At 67.0% G+C, this 19,847-nt stretch carries 18 protein-coding genes; 7 read left to right on the top strand and 11 right to left on the bottom strand.

What is annotated here, in order from left to right; all coding sequences use genetic code 11:
- Positions 1–6 precede the first annotated feature (6 nt).
- Together ACQY4K_RS05135 and ACQY4K_RS05130 are read left to right on the top strand one after the other, a co-directional pair.
- Positions 7–321: a hypothetical protein gene (locus tag ACQY4K_RS05135; RefSeq protein WP_428394009.1), complete on the top strand. Its 315-nt coding sequence runs from the start codon at positions 7–9 to the stop codon at positions 319–321.
- A 29-nt stretch (positions 322–350) separates the two neighbouring features.
- On the top strand, positions 351–764 hold the full coding sequence (locus tag ACQY4K_RS05130; protein ID WP_428395978.1) for a VOC family protein: 414 nt from the start codon (positions 351–353) through the stop codon (positions 762–764).
- On the opposite strand, the gene ACQY4K_RS05125 is transcribed toward ACQY4K_RS05130, so the two are convergent.
- From ACQY4K_RS05125 to ACQY4K_RS05115, 3 genes are read right to left on the bottom strand one after another with little or no spacing between them, the layout of a single operon-like run.
- Positions 736–1,194 (bottom strand): GNAT family N-acetyltransferase, encoded by a 459-nt coding sequence (locus ACQY4K_RS05125; protein ID WP_428394007.1) that lies wholly within the window; start codon positions 1,192–1,194, stop codon positions 736–738. The genes ACQY4K_RS05130 and ACQY4K_RS05125 overlap by 29 nt on opposite strands.
- A 32-nt stretch (positions 1,195–1,226) precedes the next feature.
- Positions 1,227–2,159, bottom strand: a complete 933-nt coding sequence (locus ACQY4K_RS05120; RefSeq protein ID WP_428394005.1) for an NADP-dependent oxidoreductase — start codon at positions 2,157–2,159, stop codon at positions 1,227–1,229.
- 24 nt (positions 2,160–2,183) lie between these two features.
- Entirely contained in the window at positions 2,184–2,855 is a 672-nt protein-coding gene (locus ACQY4K_RS05115; RefSeq protein WP_428394003.1) for a fumarylacetoacetate hydrolase family protein, read from the bottom strand.
- Positions 2,856–3,007: 152 nt separating this feature from the next.
- On the opposite strand from ACQY4K_RS05115, the gene rpsB reads away from it, so the two are divergent.
- Genes rpsB through recO form a run of 3 tightly spaced genes read left to right on the top strand, consistent with a single transcriptional unit; the run spans position 3,008 to position 5,495 of the window.
- Positions 3,008–3,820, top strand: coding sequence for a 30S ribosomal protein S2 (gene rpsB, locus ACQY4K_RS05110; protein WP_428394002.1), 813 nt, complete (start codon positions 3,008–3,010; stop codon positions 3,818–3,820).
- 34 nt (positions 3,821–3,854) lie between these two features.
- On the top strand, positions 3,855–4,730 hold the full coding sequence (gene tsf, locus ACQY4K_RS05105) for a translation elongation factor Ts (RefSeq protein WP_428394000.1): 876 nt from the start codon (positions 3,855–3,857) through the stop codon (positions 4,728–4,730).
- Between the two features lie 15 nt (positions 4,731–4,745).
- Positions 4,746–5,495 (top strand): DNA repair protein RecO, encoded by a 750-nt coding sequence (gene recO, locus ACQY4K_RS05100; protein ID WP_428393998.1) that lies wholly within the window; start codon positions 4,746–4,748, stop codon positions 5,493–5,495.
- 181 nt (positions 5,496–5,676) lie between these two features.
- Here recO and ACQY4K_RS05095 read toward each other — a convergent pair whose 3' ends face one another.
- Complete coding sequence (locus ACQY4K_RS05095) at positions 5,677–8,385, bottom strand: beta strand repeat-containing protein (protein WP_428393996.1); 2,709 nt, start codon at positions 8,383–8,385, stop codon at positions 5,677–5,679.
- 241 nt (positions 8,386–8,626) lie between these two features.
- Between ACQY4K_RS05095 and ACQY4K_RS05090 the strand changes: the two genes are divergently transcribed.
- Positions 8,627–9,706 carry a helix-turn-helix transcriptional regulator gene (locus ACQY4K_RS05090; protein WP_428393994.1) on the top strand — a complete coding sequence of 360 codons (1,080 nt, stop codon included), beginning with the start codon at positions 8,627–8,629 and terminating at the stop codon, positions 9,704–9,706.
- 47 nt (positions 9,707–9,753) lie between these two features.
- Here the strand turns inward: ACQY4K_RS05090 and ACQY4K_RS05085 are convergent, their stop codons facing one another.
- Genes ACQY4K_RS05085 through ACQY4K_RS05075 form a run of 3 tightly spaced genes read right to left on the bottom strand, consistent with a single transcriptional unit; the run spans position 9,754 to position 12,740 of the window.
- A complete protein-coding gene (locus ACQY4K_RS05085; RefSeq protein WP_428393992.1) occupies positions 9,754–10,599 on the bottom strand; it encodes an oxidoreductase in 846 nt (281 codons plus the stop codon).
- Positions 10,600–10,617: 18 nt separating this feature from the next.
- A complete protein-coding gene (locus tag ACQY4K_RS05080; RefSeq protein WP_428393990.1) occupies positions 10,618–11,499 on the bottom strand; it encodes an NAD(P)-dependent oxidoreductase in 882 nt (293 codons plus the stop codon).
- 11 nt (positions 11,500–11,510) lie between these two features.
- Positions 11,511–12,740: an MFS transporter gene (locus ACQY4K_RS05075; RefSeq protein WP_428393988.1), complete on the bottom strand. Its 1,230-nt coding sequence runs from the start codon at positions 12,738–12,740 to the stop codon at positions 11,511–11,513.
- A gap of 31 nt (positions 12,741–12,771) precedes the next feature.
- Between ACQY4K_RS05075 and parC the strand changes: the two genes are divergently transcribed.
- Entirely contained in the window at positions 12,772–14,985 is a 2,214-nt protein-coding gene (parC, locus tag ACQY4K_RS05070; protein WP_428393986.1) for a DNA topoisomerase IV subunit A, read from the top strand.
- 322 nt (positions 14,986–15,307) lie between these two features.
- Here parC and biuH read toward each other — a convergent pair whose 3' ends face one another.
- From biuH to ACQY4K_RS05050, 4 genes are read right to left on the bottom strand one after another with little or no spacing between them, the layout of a single operon-like run.
- Entirely contained in the window at positions 15,308–15,985 is a 678-nt protein-coding gene (gene biuH, locus ACQY4K_RS05065; protein ID WP_428393985.1) for a biuret amidohydrolase, read from the bottom strand.
- Entirely contained in the window at positions 15,982–16,998 is a 1,017-nt protein-coding gene (locus tag ACQY4K_RS05060; protein WP_428393983.1) for a formamidase, read from the bottom strand. Before ACQY4K_RS05060 ends, biuH begins: the two co-directional genes overlap by 4 nt.
- Before the next feature lie 12 nt (positions 16,999–17,010).
- A complete protein-coding gene (locus tag ACQY4K_RS05055; protein WP_428393981.1) occupies positions 17,011–18,315 on the bottom strand; it encodes a purine-cytosine permease family protein in 1,305 nt (434 codons plus the stop codon).
- Positions 18,312–19,778, bottom strand: coding sequence for an amidase (locus tag ACQY4K_RS05050; protein WP_428393979.1), 1,467 nt, complete (start codon positions 19,776–19,778; stop codon positions 18,312–18,314). The genes ACQY4K_RS05055 and ACQY4K_RS05050 overlap by 4 nt, the downstream gene beginning before the upstream one ends.
- Positions 19,779–19,847: the final 69 nt, after the last annotated feature.

The following is a 19,847-nucleotide window of genomic DNA, read 5'->3' as shown; positions in this document are numbered from 1 at the left end:
TCACGCATGGGGGACATGGTCATCGTCGCATATCGGCCGAAGCCGGCACGGGACCCAGACCTGCTGGACCTCGTACGGGATCACGTGCCCCGGCTACGCACGCTTGGCCTGGCCACCGACCGGCCGGCGCTGGCGATGCGCAATGCGCATGGCGTCATCATCGAAGTCTTCGAGTGGCGGGACGGCGCGATAGATTCTGCCCACGCACATCCCGAGGTGCTGGCGCTATGGGAACGCTTCGCTGGCGTCTGCGACTACGTGCCTTTGCACGAACTGCCGGAGACCAGTGAGATGTTCGCCCGGTTCGAGCCGATAGAGTGATATGAACGCCATCGAGGCAACGGTCTGATATCTTTTCTCACGTAACGGTAGGTACAAACTCGCTGGAGCGGGCGCTTGCGTTTTATGAACCCCTAATGGCTGAGCTTGGCCTCATCTGCAAGTTCCGCGAGGCGCATTGGGTTGGCTGGATGCAACCCGGTGTGGACAGGCCGCTCTTCATGATCAATCTGCCCTATGACGACAATCCAGCCACTATCGGAAATGGGCAGATGGTCGCGTTCGTTGCAAAAACCAGGGACTCCGTCGACCGCTTCCACGCACTGGCGGTGCGGCAGGGAGGAACCTGCGAGGGGCCGCCAGGTCTCAGACCACAGTACCACGCCGACTATTACGGCGCTTACGTTCGCGATCCTGACGGCAATAAACTCTGTATCTGCTGCCATGAGCCGACGATCAGAGCAACACATAAAGAAATCGATTGAAGTCGCTTTTGACGTAATCCGAGAACGGAACGCCTTCCGCAAAGCCGTGTCGGCGATAGAGCGCAAGTGCTGGCTCAAACGCGGGACCACTGCCCGTCTCCAGGTATAGCCGCTGCAGTCCACGAGCCCTGGCCTCACGCATCATGAAATCGAGCAGGAACGCCGCGACACCCTTGCGCAAGTGATCCGGATGGGTCCGCATGGATTTGAGTTCGCCGCTGCCGCCGCGAAGCTCCTTCAGCGCACCGACACCGACGATGTCGGAGGCTTGCCAGACACTCCACACCGTGATCCCGGGCACTTGCAGGCTGGACAGGTCGAGAGCAAAGACGGCTCCAGGGGGCGAATTCGCGTGCATCCCAGCCAGATGGATGGCCAGCAATTCTCTTGTCCGTTCGTTCGACAGATCATCCTTGATGATGTCAAACATCCGAACTTACCGGATTGATCCGTCGGCAGTAGTCAGTTGACCTGAAGTACGAGCTTGCCGCCCTGGCGCTTGCCACGTTCCAGCGCCGTGATTGCTGGGATCGCCTTGTCGAGTTTGACCGTGTCTCCGATCGGCAGCGACAGCTGACCATTAGCCGCCAGTGCTACGACCTTCTCCAGCGTCTTCGCCTTGCCGTTGAAGAAGACCAGCTTGCGGTGCCGAGACAGCAGCATGCGCAGGAGCTTCGACGTGGTCGGATTGATGTCGATGACGACACCGCCGGGTTTGCGAAGCCGGTCTCCGTCGGCCGCACTCAGGCTGCCGTTGGTGTCGAACACCACGTCAAAGGCGCCGTTCAGATCGGCCGGGATTGACTTGGCGTAGTCGAGGGCCGGATCCAGCCCGCAGGTGCTGGCCTCGGCAAGGCTGTGCGCGCCGACCCGGCCGGCCACCGTCGCACCCCGCATTCTGGCAATGGCGATCGCGGCGCGGCCGACGCTGCCAAGCGCGCCATTGACGAAGATCCTTTGCCCGGCTTGCAGCTTGGCCTTCTCGACCAGGGCGATCCATGCGGTGCCGCCCGGGATCGGGAGCACCGCGGCTTGCGCGTAAGACAGTGCCGCGGGCTTGACGACCAGCAGTTTGTCCGCGGTGGTCACCAGTTCGGCAAAGGCGCCCGAATTTTTCGGTGTCGTCGTCCCGATCACGTCGTCGCCAACCTTGAAGCGCGTGACCTGCGGCCCGACGCTCTGGACCACGCCGGAGAAGTCCGAACCCATGCCTCGCGGAAAGTTCTTGCCGCTGAACAGCTTCAGCGCGCCGTCGCGCAGCTTCCAGTCGACCGGGTTGACCGACGCCGCCATCACCTTCACCTGCACGTCGTGCGCAGCCGGTAGCTTCGGCGCGACGTCGGCCAGATGCATCAGGTCGGGTCCGCCGTAGCGATCATATTCAATGCGTCGCATGTGGCGCCTCCATCAGGCCTGCACTCACAAGTTGAACGCGATTCGGGTGCGCACTGTGCCCACGCCCTCGATCTCGCCTTCGAGCAGGTCACCCGGCTCGACTTTGCCCACCCCAGCCGGCGTTCCGGTGAAGATAAGGTCGCCCTCGGCGAGGCGGATCAGCCGGGAGAGGGCAGTGATGGTCTCGGCAATCGACCAGGTCATCTGCGCAAGGTCGCCCTGCTGTCGCAGGCTGCCGCCCACATGCAGGGTGATCCGGCCGGCGTTCGGGTTCGCGACCTGCGCTGCCGGCACAAGCAACCCGATTGGGGCGGAATGGTCGAAGCCCTTGGCCATGTCCCAGGGGCGACCGGCGCGCTTGGCTTCGGCCTGCAGATCCCGCCGTGTCATGTCGAGGCCGACGGCGTAGCCCCACACATGATCGAGTGCCTGTTCGGCCGCGATGTCGGCGCCGCCGGAGGCGAGGGCCACGACCAGCTCGATCTCGTGCTCCAGCGCCGAGGTCGCCGGCGGATAGGGCATGTCGGCGCCGCCGGTGAGCACCGCGTCAGCGGGTTTGGAGAAGAAGAAGGGCGGTTCGCGGTCGGGGTTGCCGCCCATCTCGCGGGCATGCTCGGCATAGTTGCGGCCGACACAGAGGATGCGGCGAATAGGGAACTCGGTGCCGAGGCTGGTGGGGACTGTGATCGTGCGCATCGCGGCAGGCTTGCACTTCAACGCGGTTTTGGCCATATCCCGCGTGCCGAGCCGGGTGTGTTGCCGGGCGCGGTAATTCGCACGCGGGTTGGTTCTGGTGTCCGTGCGGACTGGCACCCGCGGAGGCACAACCAGAAGGGAGGGACACGCCGATGGCGATGCCCAATTTCACGATGCGTCAGTTGCTCGAAGCCGGTGTGCATTTCGGCCACCACACACGGCGCTGGAACCCGCGCATGGCGCCGTTCCTGTTCGGCATTCGCAACCAGGTCCACATCATCGACCTGCAGCAGACCGTGCCGATGCTCGACCGTGCGCTCAAGGCGGTGCGCGACACCGTCGCCGGCGGCGGCCGTGTGCTGTTCGTCGGCACCAAGCGGGCGGCGGCGGAGCATGTCGCTGAGTCCGCCAAGCGCTGCGGGCAGTATTACGTCAACCATCGCTGGCTCGGCGGCATGCTGACCAACTGGAAGACGATCACCGGCTCGATCAAGCGCCTGCGCCAGATCGAGGAGATGCTCAGCGGCGACACGCACGGGCTGACCAAGAAGGAGATCCTCGAGATCACCCGCGACCAGGAGAAGCTGGAGCGTTCGCTCGGCGGCATCAAGGAAATGGGCGGGCTGCCGGACATCCTGTTCATCATCGACACCAACAAGGAAAAGCTGGCGGTCGAGGAGGCCACCAAGCTCGGCATTCCGGTGATCGCGGTGCTGGACAGCAACTCCGATCCCGTCGGCGTCACCTACCCGATCCCCGGCAACGACGATGCGATCCGCGCGATCACCATGTATTGCGACCTGATCTCGTCTGCGGTGCTCGACGGCATCAGCGCCGAGCTTGGCGCGTCTGGCCAGGATTACGGCGCCGCCGAGGAGCTGCCGGTGGAGATGGCGCCGGAGTTGTCCGCCTCCGAGGTGGTCGGTGAGGTCGCCGCAGAGGCCGCGGCCGCGCACGCCAGCTGAGCGCCGTGACACGCATTGTTGAGGAGAATGACTGATGGCCGAGGTAACGGCTGCCCTGGTCAAGGCGCTGCGTGAGCAGACTGGCGCCGGCATGATGGACTGCAAGCGCGCGTTGGACGAAACCAATGGCGACATCGAGCAGGCCGTCGATCTGCTGCGCAAGAAGGGGCTTTCGGCAGCGGCGAAGAAGTCCGGGCGGGTGGCCGCGGAAGGTTTGGTCGGCATCGCCTCGGCACCACAGATCGCGGCCATGATCGAGGTCAATTCCGAGACCGATTTCGTCGCCCGCAACGAGAGCTTCCAGTCTTTCGTCGAGGCGGTGACGCAGGTGGCCCTCGCTGTTGGCGACAACCTGGACACCATCCGCGCGGCCGCCATGCCGGGCACCGGACACACCGTGGCCGACGAGATGACGCATCTGATCGCCACGATCGGCGAAAACATGTCGCTGCGTCGTGCCAAGGTGCTGCGCGTCAAATCCGGCGTGGTCGCCACCTACATGCACTCAGCTCTCCGTCCGGGCTTAGGCAAAATCGGCGTGCTGGCCGCAATTGAGGCGCCGAGCGAGAGCGAAGCGTTGGAGCTGCTCGGCCGCCAAGTCGGCATGCATATCGCTGCGGCCCGCCCGGCGGCACTTGACATCGACGCTGTCGATCCGGCGGCACTGGAGCGCGAGCGCGCGGTGCTGATGGAACAGGCCCGCGCCTCCGGCAAGCCAGACGCCATAATCGAGAAGATGGTCGAGGGGCGGGTGCGCAAATACTACGAGGAAGTTGTGCTGCTGGAGCAGGTCTGGGTGCATGACGGCGAGAGCCGGGTGCGCGTGGTCGTCAAGAAGGCAGGCGGCGAACTCGCCGGCTTCGAACGCTTCCAGCTCGGCGAAGGCATCGACAAGCCGGCCGAGGCCTGAGACACAGCGTCTCCCGTGGAATGGGAGGCGCCCGCGATCGTGCTCTCGGCCGCCCCGTACGGCGAGAGCGGACTTATCGCCCACGTCTTGACCGAAGCGCACGGGGCCTTCCGCGGCCTCGTCCGCGGTGGCAGCGCGCGAACACAAACGGCACTCTGGCAGGCTGGCAACCTGATCTCGGCGCGCTGGGTCGCGCGCCTCCCCGAACAGCTCGGTGCGCTCACCGCGGAACTGGTGCACGCCTCCGCCGCGCGGGTGCTGGACCATCGCCTTCCCCTCGCGATGCTGGCCGCAAGCTGCGCGATCGCCGATAGCCTGTTGCCGGAGCGCGAACCGCACCCGCGCATTTTCGAGGGGCTGCTGCGCCTGCTGACGCTACTCAGCCTTGATCCGGCCGAAGCCGCATCATTCGGGCCGGCCGCTCTGTTGCGCTGGGAATCCCTGGTGCTGACCGATCTGGGCTACGGTCTTGACCTGAGCGCCTGCGCCATCACCGGCGCCACCGACGGCCTCGCCTTCGTCTCGCCGCGCACCGGCCGTGCGGTGTGCGCCGACGCGGCCAGCGAATGGCGCGATCGGCTGTTGCCGCTGCCCGCCCTCCTGCTGGACGAAACATACGCCGGTTTTCCCGCCGAGTGGTGCGACGGGCTTCGCCTGACCGGCCACTTCCTGGCGCGCGACGCCTTCGGCCAACGCAACCGGCCGTTGCCGGCGGCGCGGGTTCGGCTGCTGGAGATCGTTGTGCAGTTGTCAGGGGGCGCGTAAGGCGAGGGGCTCTGCCCCATCGATCCACTTCGTGGCTCGATCCCGCCAAAGGCAAGCCTCAGGAATCCTGTAATTTTAGGAACGGGGGCCTGGGGCCTGTCGTGCGGAGCACGCTTTCGCATGACGCCCCAGCAAAGCCCTGGCCTTCTTCGACAGCCGTCGGCCTCAAAGTTCCCCGGTATCAGGTCAGCAGTGAATGGTGGCTGAGCAGGTCGGCGAGGCCGACATTGCCCGACCCGTTCAGCAAGGCGATCGCCGTTCCCGCCCCGCTGCCCGTGGGCGCGATGGAAAGCGTGGCGCTGCCGCCGCTGTCCGTGACCTTGAGGTAGTCGCCCAATGTTGCTGGCCGATGGTTCCATTGCGTGCCCGCCATGGCCTCGCGCAAATCCAGCACGTCGCCATTGGTCTCTGAGAAGCCTGTGATGCGGTCGAAGCCCTGGCTCGCCCTGGGCAGCACAAAGCTGTCGCCGCCGCTGCCACCAGTAATCGTGTTGGTGCCACCGCCGGCATTGACCGTGCTGCCGCTGCCTTCGAGCGTGATGGTGTCGTTGCCCGAGCCGGTGGCAATGAACGCCATGCGTGCCGTGCCGCTCACCAGGTTGTTGCCGTTGCCGAGCAGGATCACGTCGTGGCTGCCGCCGACCTGCACGATGTCGTTGCCGCTGCCGAGCGTGACCGACGTGTAGCCGCCCGGGGCACCCGTCACGGTCACGTTACCCGCGCCCCCGATCACTAGGTTCGCGCTGCCGCCCAGGGTCACGGAGGCGTTGCCGGTGCCGAGCATGACCGCTGCCGCACCGTCGCCGGCGTTGATGATGTCGGCGCCGCCTTTGCCGAAGATGGCGTTGTACTGGCCGTGCGCGGTGATCACGTCGGCGCCCGACGTGCCGGTGAGCACCGCGTGACCGCCCGCCGGGCCATTGACGTAGTTCAGCGCGGTGGCAACCACGCTGGTGGTGCTGTCCGTGCTGGTGGCGGTGCTGCCGCCCGCGGTCTGGCTCGCGGCCAGGGTGAAGGTGGTCGCTACCGTCTGGGCCGCCGGCACCTCGGCCTGGGTCGGCGTAAAGGCGAGCGCGTCCAGTTCCGAGGTCAGCGTCGCCGGGCTGCTGGCAGCCAGCGCATAGGTGCCCACCCCCGTCCTGGTCAGGCCACTGCCCGAGAGCGTGCCGTTGGCCTCGGTCGCGGCACCGCCGCTGGTCCTGAGCGTGATCGCGAGGCTGACCTGGGTGCCCAAATCGGGGTCGGTGACGGAGACACCCTTGAAGGGCTGCAGGGCGACGTTATCGGTCGTCATCTGGCCCGCCTGGGTGCCGCTGATCGTGGGCGCGTCGTTGACGGCGGTCGCCACCACCGTCGTGGTGCGGTCGGTCGCGGTCTGGCCTGCCGAGTTCAGGTCGGTGATGGTGAACCCGGTCGTGACCGTCTGGCCGGGGGCGACCTCGTGCGCCGCGGGCGTGAACACCAGGCCGTCGAGTGCTGCGGTGACCTGGAACGCTGTTCCCTCGAGAGTGATCGCATCACCGCCGGCGGTGCTGCCGTCGCTCGCCGCGTTCGGGTCCGAGAGCGCGCCGTTCGCGGTAGAACTGGGCGTCACCGTGACCGTCTCGGTCGGGCTGCCGGCGTTCGGGTCGGCGATGGCGACGAGGGCGAAGGGCGTGATCGCCGCCTCGTCCGTGGTCGCCTGGGCCGCCGCCGTGCCCGAGATGGTCGAGGGCTGGGCAGGGTTCGTGACGACCACCGAGGTCGTGCCGTCGCTGGCACTCTGGCCCGCGACGTTGGTGTCGTCGATGGTGAAGCCCGTCGTGGCCGACTGGCTCGGCGCGAGCGCGGCGGGCGTGAACACGAGGCCTTCGAGGTCTGCCTGAACCTGCGCCGCCGTGCCCGTGACCGTGTAGGTGCCGTTGCTGATCGTGCTGTGGTCGCTGCCCAGGTTGGGGTCCGACAGCGCGCCGTTCGTGGTCGTGCTGGGCGTCACCGTCACCATCTCGGGCAGGGTTCCGAGGGTGGGGTCGCTGATGACCACGCCCGCGAACAGGTGGATCGTCGCCGTGCTCGACGTGGCCTGGCCGGCCACCGTGCCGTTGATGGCCGGCCTATCGACCGGGGCGATGACGACGGAGCCGTTGCCGCTGTTCTCGCCCGCCACGAGCAACTGATTGGTCCCGCTGTCGAAAGATCCGCCGCCGCCGCCGTTGACGCCGCTGATCTCACCGGGGACAAAAGCGCCGCCGCCGCCGCCGCTGTACCCGCCGCCGCCGCCGCCGCCCGCATTGCCGGATCCTCCGCCGCCGCCGAAGCCGCCAATTTCGCCATTGACGCCGTTTGTCCCCGCGGCACCCCCGGCGAGACCAGGGTAGCCGCCGCCACCACCGCCGCCGCCTCTGTTCGGGTTGGAACCGCCGCTCCCCGAGAACCCGCCGCCGCCGCCGCCCCCGTCGTCGTACAAGCCGCTACCGCCGTATCCACCGCCGCCGCCGTTGGTGCCGCCGGCGCCAGCGCCGGAGCCGGGGCCGGCGGTGCCGGAGGTACCGGTCTGCCCGGGGTCGCCGTAGGAGTAGTATGCGCCACCGCCGCCGCCCGCGATGACAAGCGGCGTGTTGAACGCTCCGACCACGAAACTGCCGCCGCCGCCGCCGCCGCCGCCGCCATCCCGGGGATTCGGGCTGTTTCCGCCCTGGCCACCGGCGGCGATGGCCAGGGTCTCGCCTGCCGTGAGGACGACCTCGCCGCCGATCTCGGCACCAAGACCGCCCGCATTGCTTTCGATGTTGCCGCCCTGAGCGCCGTAGGCGACGACGTAGTAGATGCCGGTCGTCTGCACAGATGCCTGCACGACGGCGCCGGTGTAGCCGAAGGTGGTTGGCCCATTGCTGCTGATCGAGGCGGACATGGCGGGTGCTCCCTGGGACGTTGGTCTCCCGGCGCGGCACGGCGGGCTGCGCTTCATGCCCGCGCCTTGACTCGCAGCAGAGATGCGGACGCGACCCGGGCGCAAGGGCGATGAGAGAGCTGCATGAACTTTGCTTCGCGATCTGTCCGAGCGTTGCGCATTTTGTCTTTGTTGCCCTAAATACCGGTTATGGCGCGCGGGCCGGAGATTGCGGCCCCCTCTCGGCCGGGAGCATCGTCTGATGGCAACCGAGGCGCTGCCGATCGATGACGAGCCGCTGCTGCTCGGCAGGTTCAAGCTCGCCCGCATCCGCAGCCTCGACGGGCTGGAGAGCGACGCCTATTTGCCGGAACTCCAGCCGTATTTCCGCAATCCCGGCTTCCGGCGCCTGCGCGAGCAGTTCGCCGGCAGGAGCCCACGGCCCGAGACGCCGGGCGAGGTGCTCGCGACGCGCGGCGCCAGCGGCCTCGACGGGCTCGACGTCGCCTACGTCGCCAATCGATTTGCCACGGTGCTCACGATCACCGAGGCGGGCCTGCCCGACTATTGCATCCTGTCCGTGCGGCGCGGCGCGCTCGAACTGCGCGGCGTCGGCGCCATGAGCGGCCCTGGGGGTGCCGCGCCGCTCCACCTGGACGCGGCTACTGGGGCGATCTACCGCGGGCGGCCCGGCACGCAACTGCGTGCCGCGGACAAGCATGAGCGCCAAGCCGTCTGGATCCCCGCGCCCTGCCTGGAGCGCAGGCTAGCCGCCCTGCTAGGCGAGCCACCCGGCAGCGCCCTCGAGTTCGCGCCCGACCTCGATTGGGAGTCCGGGCCGGGCCGGGCGATCAGGAGCCTGGTGTCGCTGCTCACCGAAGAGCTCGCGGATCCGCATTCCTTTGCACTGAATAGCATTGCGCGCCAATCCTTCACGGACCTCCTGCTCTACGCGCTGCTGCAAGCGCTGCCGCACAGCTATACGACCCGCCTCGCGCGCGGGGCGGCAGGCTCGCCAGTCCCGCGCACGGTGCGACGGGCCGAGGACTTCATCCGCGCGCGTGCGGGGCAGCCCGTCGCGATGCATGAGGTCGCGCAAGCCGCGGGGTGCAGCGTGCGGGCGCTGCAGCTCGGCTTCCGCCGCTTTCGCGATACGACGCCAGCGGCGGCGATGCGACGGGCCCGGCTTGAGGCGGCGCGGCAGGCGTTGGCGCAGAGCGACGCCGAGGCGACGGTCGGCGATGTCGCCCGGCGCTACGGCTTTACCAACCCCGGCCGCTTCGCGAGCCTTTACAAGGCAGCCTTCGGAGCATTTCCAGCCGAAGCCATGCGGCGGCGTTGATCGCGGGGCTACAAGCGACGGTTTGAGATCGGGTGCCGCTGACCGTCCTACCCCGGATAGTCCGCGCCCACTGTGACCGACTTCCAGGCCTCGAACTCGGCACGCAGGCTGTCGAGCTTCTTCGTAGCGACATCATAAGCCATTTGCCCGAGCAGCAGATGGCGCGGCGGCGTGTCGGAGAGTACCGCGGTGATGATCGCCTGGGCGCCGCGTACCGGATCGCCTGCCTGGTTGCCGGACCGTGCCGCGGTCTGCTTGCGGCGTTCCCCGGCAGTGCCGTCGTAGTCGGCGATGTGGGTGTCGGATTGCTGCATTGACCGGCCGGCCCAGTCGGTGCGGAACGGGCCGGGCTCGACGGCGATCACCTTGATGCCGAGCGGCTCGACCTCGGCGCCAAGGCTTTCCGAAAGACCTTCGACCGCGAACTTGGTGGCATGATAATAGCCGGTCGCGGCGAAGCCCGCGAGGCCGCCGATCGAGGAGATATTGACGATGTGGCCGGACCTGCGGGCACGCATGCCGGGCAGCACCGCCTTGGTCATTTCCACTAGGCCGAACACGTTGGTCTCGAACATGGCGCGGACCGGCGCATCTTCGCCTTCCTCGATGGCCGCGAGATAGCCGTAGCCGGCATTGTTGACCAGCACGTCGATGCGGCCGAACCGTGCCTCGGCCTGGCGCGTGACCTCGGCAACCGCATGCTTATCGTTGACATCGAGGGCCAGCGCCAATGCCTGCTTGGGATAGTCATGCGCGAGGTCGGCGAGCTTGCCCGCATCGCGCGCGGTGAGTGCGACATGATCGCCGCGCTCCAGCGCCAGCTTGGCGAGTTCACGGCCGAAGCCGGTCGAACAGCCGGTAATGAACCAGACCAGGTTTTTGGAATTGGGCATGGTAGTGCTCCTTTCGTTTCAGTCGAGGCCGGCATCGTCGCGTGCGCGCAGTGCGAGGGCCGCGAAATCGAGGCCGGCTTCGCCCTTGGCGGTCATCGCCAGGAAGCGGTCGCGCAGCAGCGAGGCCATCGGCACCGGCACCGACAAATGCTCCGCCGCGGCGAGCAGCAGGCGGGTGTCCTTGGCCGCCAGCGGCACCGCCGCACCAGGCGGGCTGAAATGTTTATCGACCATGAGCTTGCCGTAGTTCCGGTGCACCGGTGCGGTAAAGAAGCTGTTGGTCAGGATTTCGAACAGCTTGGCTGGTGCCACGCCGCCCTTTTCGCCCAGCGCGAACATCTCCGACATCTGCTCGATGGTGGAGAAAATCATGAAGTTCAGCACGAGCTTGACCAGGTTGGCCTGGGCCGGATCGTCACCGAGCTCGAAGGTGCGCTGGCCGAGCTGGGACAGAGGCTGAGAGATGCGCGTGCGCGCGTCTTCGCTGCCGGCAAGCACGATGAACAGGTCGCCGCTCGCCGCCGCCGGCGGCCGGCCGAGCACAGTGGCGGCGGCATAGAGCTGACCGCGCTCGCCGTGCACAGCTGCCAGCCGCGTCGACAGTGCCGGCGAGATCGTGCTGCACGAGACATGCACGTTGTTGCGGCCAAGCCCGTCCGCGATGGAATTCGCGCCGAGTGCCAGCGCTTCCACGGCCGCATCGTTGGCGAGCATGGAGAAGACGATGTCCGCGCCGTCGGCCGCTTGCGCTGGCGTCTTGGCGCGATGCGCGCCGGCCGCGATCAGGGTTTCGGTGCGGGCAGCGGTGCGGTTGAAGACGCGCAGGTCGTGCCCGGCATCGAGCAATCGCCGCGCCATCGGCTCGCCCATCGGACCCAGTCCCACGAAACCGATCTGCATGGCGGCGGTCCTCAGCTTGGCACGCGCACAGGTTCGCGCACGAACACGGCATAGATCAGGGCGGAGAGGACAGCGATTCCAGAGGCGAACAGCAAGGCCGGCGTAAACGATCCGGTGAGCTGGACCATCTCGCCGGTGATCACCGGCGCCAGACCGGCGCCGACCGAACCGCCGATATTCTGGATCGCCTCCAGGGTTGCCACCCGCTGCGGGCTGGTGGCGACGGAGGCCATCGACCAGCCGCACGACGAGGCGAGGCTGGCGGAGAACAGCGCAAGGCTGACCAGGGCAATCGCCGCCGGCACCGAATGCACCAGCGCCGCACTCGCGGTGCAGGCGGCGGTGACCAGCATGCCCGCGATCAGCGGCAGCTTGCAGGCGGCCAGTGGCTGCACCCCGAAGCGCGCGAGCCAGCGCGCCACGAGACCGCTGAGCAGCGCGCCGAGGAAGCCGCAGGCCTGCGGCACAGAGGTCCAGATCCCGGCGGCGGCGACCGACAGATGCCTTGCGCGCTCAAGATAGTCCGGCAGCCAGGTGCCATACAGCCAGGTCATGTAGATAACGCCGAGAAAGCCGAACGCCATGCCCCAGCTCGTCGGCTGGCGCAGCAGCACGGTCCAGCCGCCGTGATCCGGGGTGTCGTCGTCGCCGGCATGGATCGCGGCACGCTCGGCCTCGGAGATGCCGTACTGCTCGGGATCGCGGTAGAGCAGCGGCCAGAGCACGGCGACGACCAGCCCGGCGGCGCCGATGATCAGGAACATCGACCGCCAGCCGTAATGCAGCAGCAGGATGGTGAGGATCCCCGGCGCGATCGCCGGCCCCAGCGCCGAGGAGGCGTTGAACAGCCCGATCGGCCAGGCGCGTTCGGCGCGCGCGAACCAGTTGCTGCAGACCTTGGTGCCGGCGAGATACATCGGCGACTCGCCAATCCCGAGAGCGGCGCGCGCCACCACGAACTGCCGCAGCGTCGATGAGAACGACGCCGTTCCCTGCGCCAGCGACCACAGCACCAGGCTGAGGCCGAGCACCCGACGCGGGCCAAAGCGGTCGACCAGGATGCCCACCGGGAGCTGCGCCACCCCGTAGGCGACGGCGAACACCGACAGCAGCAGCCCCATCTGTGCATCCGACAGATGCAGGTCGGCGCGGATCGCCGCATTGCCGATGGAAAGGGCCGAGCGGTCGAGATAGTTGACCGTGCCGGCCACCATCAGCAACGTCAGGGCAATGACGCGCATGCGGCGGGCGCGACGGTCGAGAGGGTGAGTGATGGCGTTGGATCCCAGCGGGGCAGGGCACATAGAGGATACGCGGCTCACCGATGCGCTGAGCGAGCGCTATCTCGCTTATGCGATGTCGACGATCATGTCACGATCGCTGCCGGACGTGCGCGACGGCCTCAAGCCGGTGCATCGCCGGCTGATCTACGCCATGCAGCAACTCCGGCTCGATCCCACCGCGGGCTTTAAGAAGTGCGCGCGAGTCGTCGGCGACGTCATCGGCAAGTACCACCCGCACGGCGACGCCTCGGTGTACGAGGCGCTGGTGCGGCTCGCCCAGGATTTCGCGGTGCGCTACCCGCTGGTCGAGGGCCAAGGCAATTTCGGCTCGATCGACGGCGATAACGCCGCCGCCATGCGCTACACGGAGTCGCGCCTGACCGAGGTGTCGCGCGCGCTGCTCGACGGCATCGACGAGGACGCGGTCGATTTCCGGCCGACCTATGACGGCGAGGAACACGAGCCGGTGGTGCTGCCCTCGGCGTTCCCCAACCTGCTCGCCAATGGTGCGGCCGGGATCGCCGTCGGCATGGCGACCAGCATCCCGCCGCATAACGCCGGCGAGGTGTGCGCCGCGGCCCTGGTGCTGCTGCGCGACTCCGCGGCCTCGCTCGACGCGCTGCTGGCGGCGATGCCGGGCCCGGACTTCCCAACCGGCGGCGTCATCGTCGAGGATGCGGCCGCGATCCGGCAGGCCTACGAGACCGGGCGCGGCGGCTTTCGCCTGCGCGCGCGCTGGGCGGTCGAGCCAGGACGCTTCGGCACCTGGCAAATCGTGGTCAGCGAAATTCCATTCCAGGTGCAGAAATCCCGCCTGATCGAGCAGATCGCCGACCTGCTCGATCAGAAGAAGCTGCCGCTGCTCGGCGACGTGCGCGACGAGAGCACTACCGAGGTGCGGCTGATCCTTGAGCCGAAGAGCCGCGGCATCGAGCCCGAGGTGCTGATGGAGACGCTGTTTCGCGCAACCGCCCTGGAGAGCCGGTTTCCGCTGAACATGAACGTGCTGGGCGCCGACCGGGTGCCGCGGGTGATGGGCCTGAGTGCGGTCCTACAGGCTTGGCTCGACCATCGCCATGAAGTCCTCCAGCGACGCGCCCGCCACCGCCTGGCCGCGGTGGAGCGCCGCCTGAACGTGCTCGACGGCTTCCTTGCGGTCTATCTCAACCTCGACGCCGTAATCCGGGTGATCCGCGAGGCCGACGAGCCGCGCCCCGAACTGATGGCCGCCTTCACGCTCAACGAGGCACAGGCGGAAGCGATCCTGAACATGCGCCTGCGCTCATTGCGCCGGCTTGAAGAAATCGAAATCCGCAAGGAGCACACAAGCCTGTCCAAGGAGCGTGGCGATCTCGAAGCCCTGCTTACGCACGAGAAGCTGCGCACCAAGCGGATCGCCGCCGAACTCGAAGCAATGCGTCGCAAGTTCGGCGCGGGCCCGCTGGGTTCCAGGCGCAGCACGCTCGCTTTGCCGCCCGAACCGGTCGACCTCTCGCAGATCGCGGCAGGCGAACCCGAGCCGATCACCATCATCCTCTCCGAGCAGGGCTGGATACGCGCTCGCCCCGGCCACGCGGCCGACCCTGCCGCGCTGAAATTCAAGGAGGGTGACGGACTCTCCCGCACACTCGAATGCTGGACCAGCGACCGGCTGTGCCTGTTCGCGTCCGACGGCCGCGCCTTTACCTTGCGCGCCGGCGACCTGCCACGCGGCCGCGGCGACGGCCAGCCGATCCGCGTCATGGTGGAGCTCTCCAAGGAGGAGGAACTGGTCGTCCTGTTCGTACTGCGCGACACCGAGCGCCACCTGATCGCCGCCTCCAACGGCAAGGGCCTGCTGATCGAGGCCGCCGATCTGGTCGCCGAGAAGCGCACCGGCAAGCAGATCCTCAACCTCAAGCCCGGCGAACGCGCCGCCGCCTGCGTTGCCGCCCTCGGAGACCACGTGGCGGTGCTCGGCGAAAACCGGCGCCTGCTGGTGTTTCCGCTCGATCAGGTGCCCGTGCTTGGACGTGGCACCGGCTCGATGCTGCAATCCTACAAGGATGGCGGCCTCGCGGCAGTACGGGTATTCGACGCCGGTCTGGGGCTGGCTTGGCAGGAGGGTGTGAAGCCGCGCAGCCTGGCCGAATTGCAACCGTATCTCGGCAAGCGTGGCGACGCCGGCCGGACTGCGCCGGCATGGGTGTTGCGGCGCGGGTAGACCATCGTGTCCGGACCGAGCCCTTTTGCTGCCTCCACTCCCATTGCAGCCGACCGAGGAACTTCGCCTGGGAATACTCGAACAGGCAGGGGTTAGGCCGGAGAAGCACCAAACGGGCGCTGCACTGCGCTGCCGATGGATCACCCGCGTTGAACGCAACCGATGAGCTGCATCATGGCGATCATCAGAATGGCCATTATGCCTCGCTTGGCTGAACTGCCGGAGACAACTGCGCAAGAACGCCATCACAGCCCAGCGGCAGACGGCCTCGCAGATACGCCCCACCTCCGGAATCGCGCTGTCGATCGCGATCACCATTTGCTCATGCAAAATCCGCCTTCAGCAAAGCGGTGCTGGAGGCGATGGCGCCGAACACACCTCCCTGCATGGTCACCATGCGCACCGCCGCCTCGTGCAGTGCGTGGTCGGTGGCGCCGCAGCAATCCTCCAGCAGCAGGCACTCGAATCCACGATCGTTGGCTTCGCGCATGGTCGTATGCACGCAGACGTCGGTGGTGATTCCGCTCAGCACGACGTTGCGTATGCTGCGTGTACGCAAAATGAGTTCGAGATCGGTGGCGTAGAAGCTGCCTTTGCCTGGCTTGTCCAGGACGATCTCGCCTGGCCGCGGCGCGAGCTCGGGGATGATCTCCCACCCGGGTTCGCCGCGCACCAGCACGCGTCCGCAGGGGCCCGGATCGCCGATCCCGGCGCCGATCTGGCGTGATCGCCAGCGTTTGTTGGCAGGCAGGTCGGACAGATCGGCGCAGTGGCCTTCGCGGGTATGCACCACCAGCAGGCCCGCGCGTCTTGCCGCTTCGAGCACGCGGCCGATCGGCGCGATCGGTGTGCGGGTGAGGGCCAGGTCATAGCCCATCGCATCGACATAGCCCCCCCGGCCACAGAAATCCGTCTGCATATCGATGATCATCAGCGCCGTATTGGCCGCGCGGAGGTCGCCATCAAACGGCCATGCGTAGGGCTCGGCGGCAATGCTCACCTGGTGATCCCCTGCTGGCCGGCGCCATAATTGCGCGTTGGTCGCGACAGGCCGCTGGAGGTTCCATCCGTATGCCGGACCTGGTCCTCCCAGGGCAGGCGGTAACGATGGGCCGTAAGATCGTGCATGTAGCTGTAGGGGCAGTCACGCGCCCCCCCGGCGACCGCGCTGTAGCCGCGATGACCGAGCTGGTAGATATTGTTTTCCACGCCCCAATGGATACGCGCCTCGCGCACCAGATCGGGACGTATCTCGGCGGTGATAACCTTGTCCGGGCGACCGTTGGTTGCATGCACCAGAATCGTGCCGTCGAAATCCACGACCATAGCCTCGCCCATGGAATCGAAGGTTCCGTCCGAGCCGCACATGCACACGCTCGCGGTGACCATCAGATTGCAGAACGCGTTGGCCTCGTTCGTGATCCGCCAGCCTTGGCGGATCGGCGCGGTGTAACCGGCGGTCCGCAGCATGAGTTCGCAGCCCTTGTAGGCGCATTCGCGGGCCATCTCGGGGAACATGCCGTCATGGCAGATGATCAGCGCCAGCTTCACCCCGCGCGGCCCCTCGATCACCGGAATGCCGAGATCGCCCGGCTCCCAGGGCTCGACCGGCACCCAGGGATGCAGCTTGCGATACGTCAGCTTGATTTCTCCGTCGGCATCGATGATCAGGCCGGTATTGTAGGGATTGCCGTCCGGATTGGCCTCCATGATTGAAAAGCAGCCCCAGATCCGGTGTGTCCGGCACGCGTCGCTGAAGGCCGCGACCTCGGGACCGTCAAGTCCGCACATGATCTCCGGACTCATATCCATCGACAGGCCGTGCAGCGCGTATTCCGGAAACACGACCAGGTCGGCGGCGCCCATGTTGCGACGTGCCTTGCCAACCATCTCCACGATCCGCGCCGTCTGCCGCGCCAGATCCTCGTGCGTCGCGACCACAGGCAGTTGCAACTGCACGAGAGAAACCACAACACCGTCCGGCGCGGGATTCAGTCCGCCCAATCCGTTCATGGTATTCGCGCCCTACTCAGCCGCCGGCAGCGCCAGACGTCCAGCCAGGCGCGACTGGATCAGCGCATACAAGACGCCGCCGACAAGGATGCCGGTGATCGCCTCGCCTGGCCCGGGTAGACCGAGATGCACCAGGAAGGCACACACCGCGCCCGCGGCCCAGGCAATCAGCGCCGCCGGACGATACGCCGCCTGCGTGGCCGTGCGGTGCAGGCCGCCCAGGAGCACCTGGTCGGTGATCATCACCGCACCGATCGGCGGCACCAGAACGCCGAGCACGTTTAGCCAGCTCAGGAACAGGCTCCAAACCCCGGCGACGGCAAGCACGCCGCCGATGGCCCCGAGCACCAGCGTCAGCCGTCGCATATGGCTGCCGAACAGGTGGCTGTAGCCGACCGCGCCGTTATAGAGGCAATGCGTGCAGACCGATCCCAGATTGACGAATACGAAAACCACGGCGAGCGTGGACAGCAACGTGCCATGACCGGTCAGCAGGGGCAGGAAATCGCCGCCATCGGTGGCCGGCGCCAATGCGGCGCCGGAGGCCACCACCGTGAGGCCGAAAAGCTGGGCGACCAGGTTTGCCACCGGAAACGCGGTGAACGCCGCAAGCACGGCCTGTGGCCCGGATTTCGACCAGCGGGTGAAGTCCGCGGTCATCGTGCCGGAATCGGCGAAGGTTGCGATCACCAGCGTCATCGCGCCGGCGAAGCTCATGCCGTAGGCGTGCGACGTGTAGCGGGTCACGCCACCGAGCCCGTGCGCGGAAAAAACGAACCACACGGCAGCCAGTCCAAGAATGATATAGAGCGGGGCTGCGATCATGCCGATGATGGTCAGCGCGCGCACGCCGATAAAGGTCACTCCGGTGTAGAGCAGTGCCGCAATGCAGATAATCAGCGTGGTGTTCCAGCCGAAATTCTCGTGCAGCGTGGCGCCGGTCAAGCCGGTCTGGAACGCATACCAGCCGATCACGATGGTCGACAGGAAGCACGAGGCGATGGCGTAACCGCGCGTGCCGAACGTGCGTTTCGCCTGCATCGCGAAGTTCAGCCCGGTGCGTCCGGCGATGGCGCTGAGCGTGCCGACATACAGGAACAGCACGGCATTGCCGCACAGCAAAGCGAGCAGGCCAAGCGTGAAACCGAGATGATAGGTAATGATGCCGCCGAACAAAGCGTTGGTCAGGATCATGGGAAATCCAAACCAGATCGCAGCTACCGAGCCGAGGCTCTTGCGTTGGCCCAGCGGCACGGCTTCGTGTTCGTACTCCTCGCCCAGCCTCTGATCGATATCTGAACGGGATGTCGTGCTCATGGGCGCGTTCCTGTCTGCTGATTGAGCCGGGCGACAACGGGCGGCACGTGGCCGGCCCAGGGTCTGGCCTGCTCGAAGGCGGCGGCGGCGCGCAACACGCCGGCGTCGTCCAGATGGCCGCCGATGATCTGCAAGCCGACCGGAAGTCCGTTGTTGGTAAAGCCGGCTGGAACCGAGGCGGCCGGCTGGCCTGTCATGTTCAGCGGCGTGGTAAAGGCGAGCCAGGCACTGTCGGAGACCGCGCGCCCGTCGATTTCGCCGGGACCCTGTATGCCAAGCGCGAAGGGTGGCACCGCAAGCGTCGGCGTCAGCAACAGGTCATAGCGCTGCATGAACCGCCATAGTGCGTTGGTGACCTGTTTGCGCCGGATGATCGCGGCATTGAATTCCTCCGCGGTCCATCGTCGTGTGACCATGGCGACAAGATGCGGCGACATGCGCGCACCGTGCGTCTCCACCATCGCCCGCATGCCGGCGAGATCGGTCTCCATTGCCACCAGCGCCCAGAACGCCTCCGCCGGATCGGCAAAGCCGGGATCGGCTTCCTCGACGATGCAGCCGAGATCGCTCTCGAAGACACGCACGGCATGGCCCACCACGCGCCGCACCTCGGGATCGACTGCGGCGTACCCCCAGTCGGCGCTGTAGGCGACCCGCAGGCCGGTGAGTGTGCGTGGACGCGCGCATTCAAGCCAGTCGATGTCGCCCGCGGGAATCGAGTGCCGATCGCGCGGATCGGGGCCGGCAATCACCGAAAGCATGAGTGCCGCATCGGCAACGCTGCGCGTGATCGGTCCGATATGTTCGAGCGACTCCCAGCCGGACATGCCCGGAAAGCGCTCGTCGCGGCAGCCCGGATAGAGCGGCACACGGCCCATGCTGGGCTTCATGCCGAACGCGCCGCAATGCGCGGCCGGAATGCGGACAGAGCCGCCGCCATCGCTGCCGAAGGCCAGCGGGCACATGCCGGCTGCCACCGCGGCCCCGGAGCCGGCGCTTGAGCCGCCGGAGGTGCGTTCCGGGTTCCAGGGATTGCAGGTGGTCTCGAACACCGGATTATGGCCGACGCCGCTATAGCCGAATTCGGGAACGTTGGTCTTGCCGAGGATCACCGCACCGGCCGACTTCACCCGCTCGACCACGATGTCGTCCTCGTCGGGTATGAAATCGATATAAGCGGGCGAGCCGGAGACGGTGCGGATGCCCTTGGTGCAGATCAGGTCCTTGATGGCGATCGGCACGCCGGCAAGAGCGCCGACAGGGGTGCCCGCCGCGATCGCCGCATCGATGCCGCGGGCGGTGGCAAGCGCCAGCTCAGGCGTTGGTGTGCAGAAAGCGTGCAATATCGGTTCGAGCGCCTGCATTCGCGCCAGGGCTGCCTCGGTCGCCTGCAGGGCCGTGACCGTGCCGGCGCGTACGGACGCTGCCAGTTCGACGGCTGTCAGGCTGCATGGATCCGCCATCCGATCTCCTGTTGGCAGGGGGTCCGGAATGGGACCTGCGATTTATGTGCCAAGTGATCGCCGTTGAAC

This window comes from Lichenicoccus sp. (genome assembly GCF_965276875.1).
Lineage (GTDB): Bacteria > Pseudomonadota > Alphaproteobacteria > Acetobacterales > Acetobacteraceae > Lichenicoccus.
The sequence above is the reverse complement of the archived record's forward strand: the minus strand, read 5'-3'. Positions and strand labels throughout refer to the sequence as shown.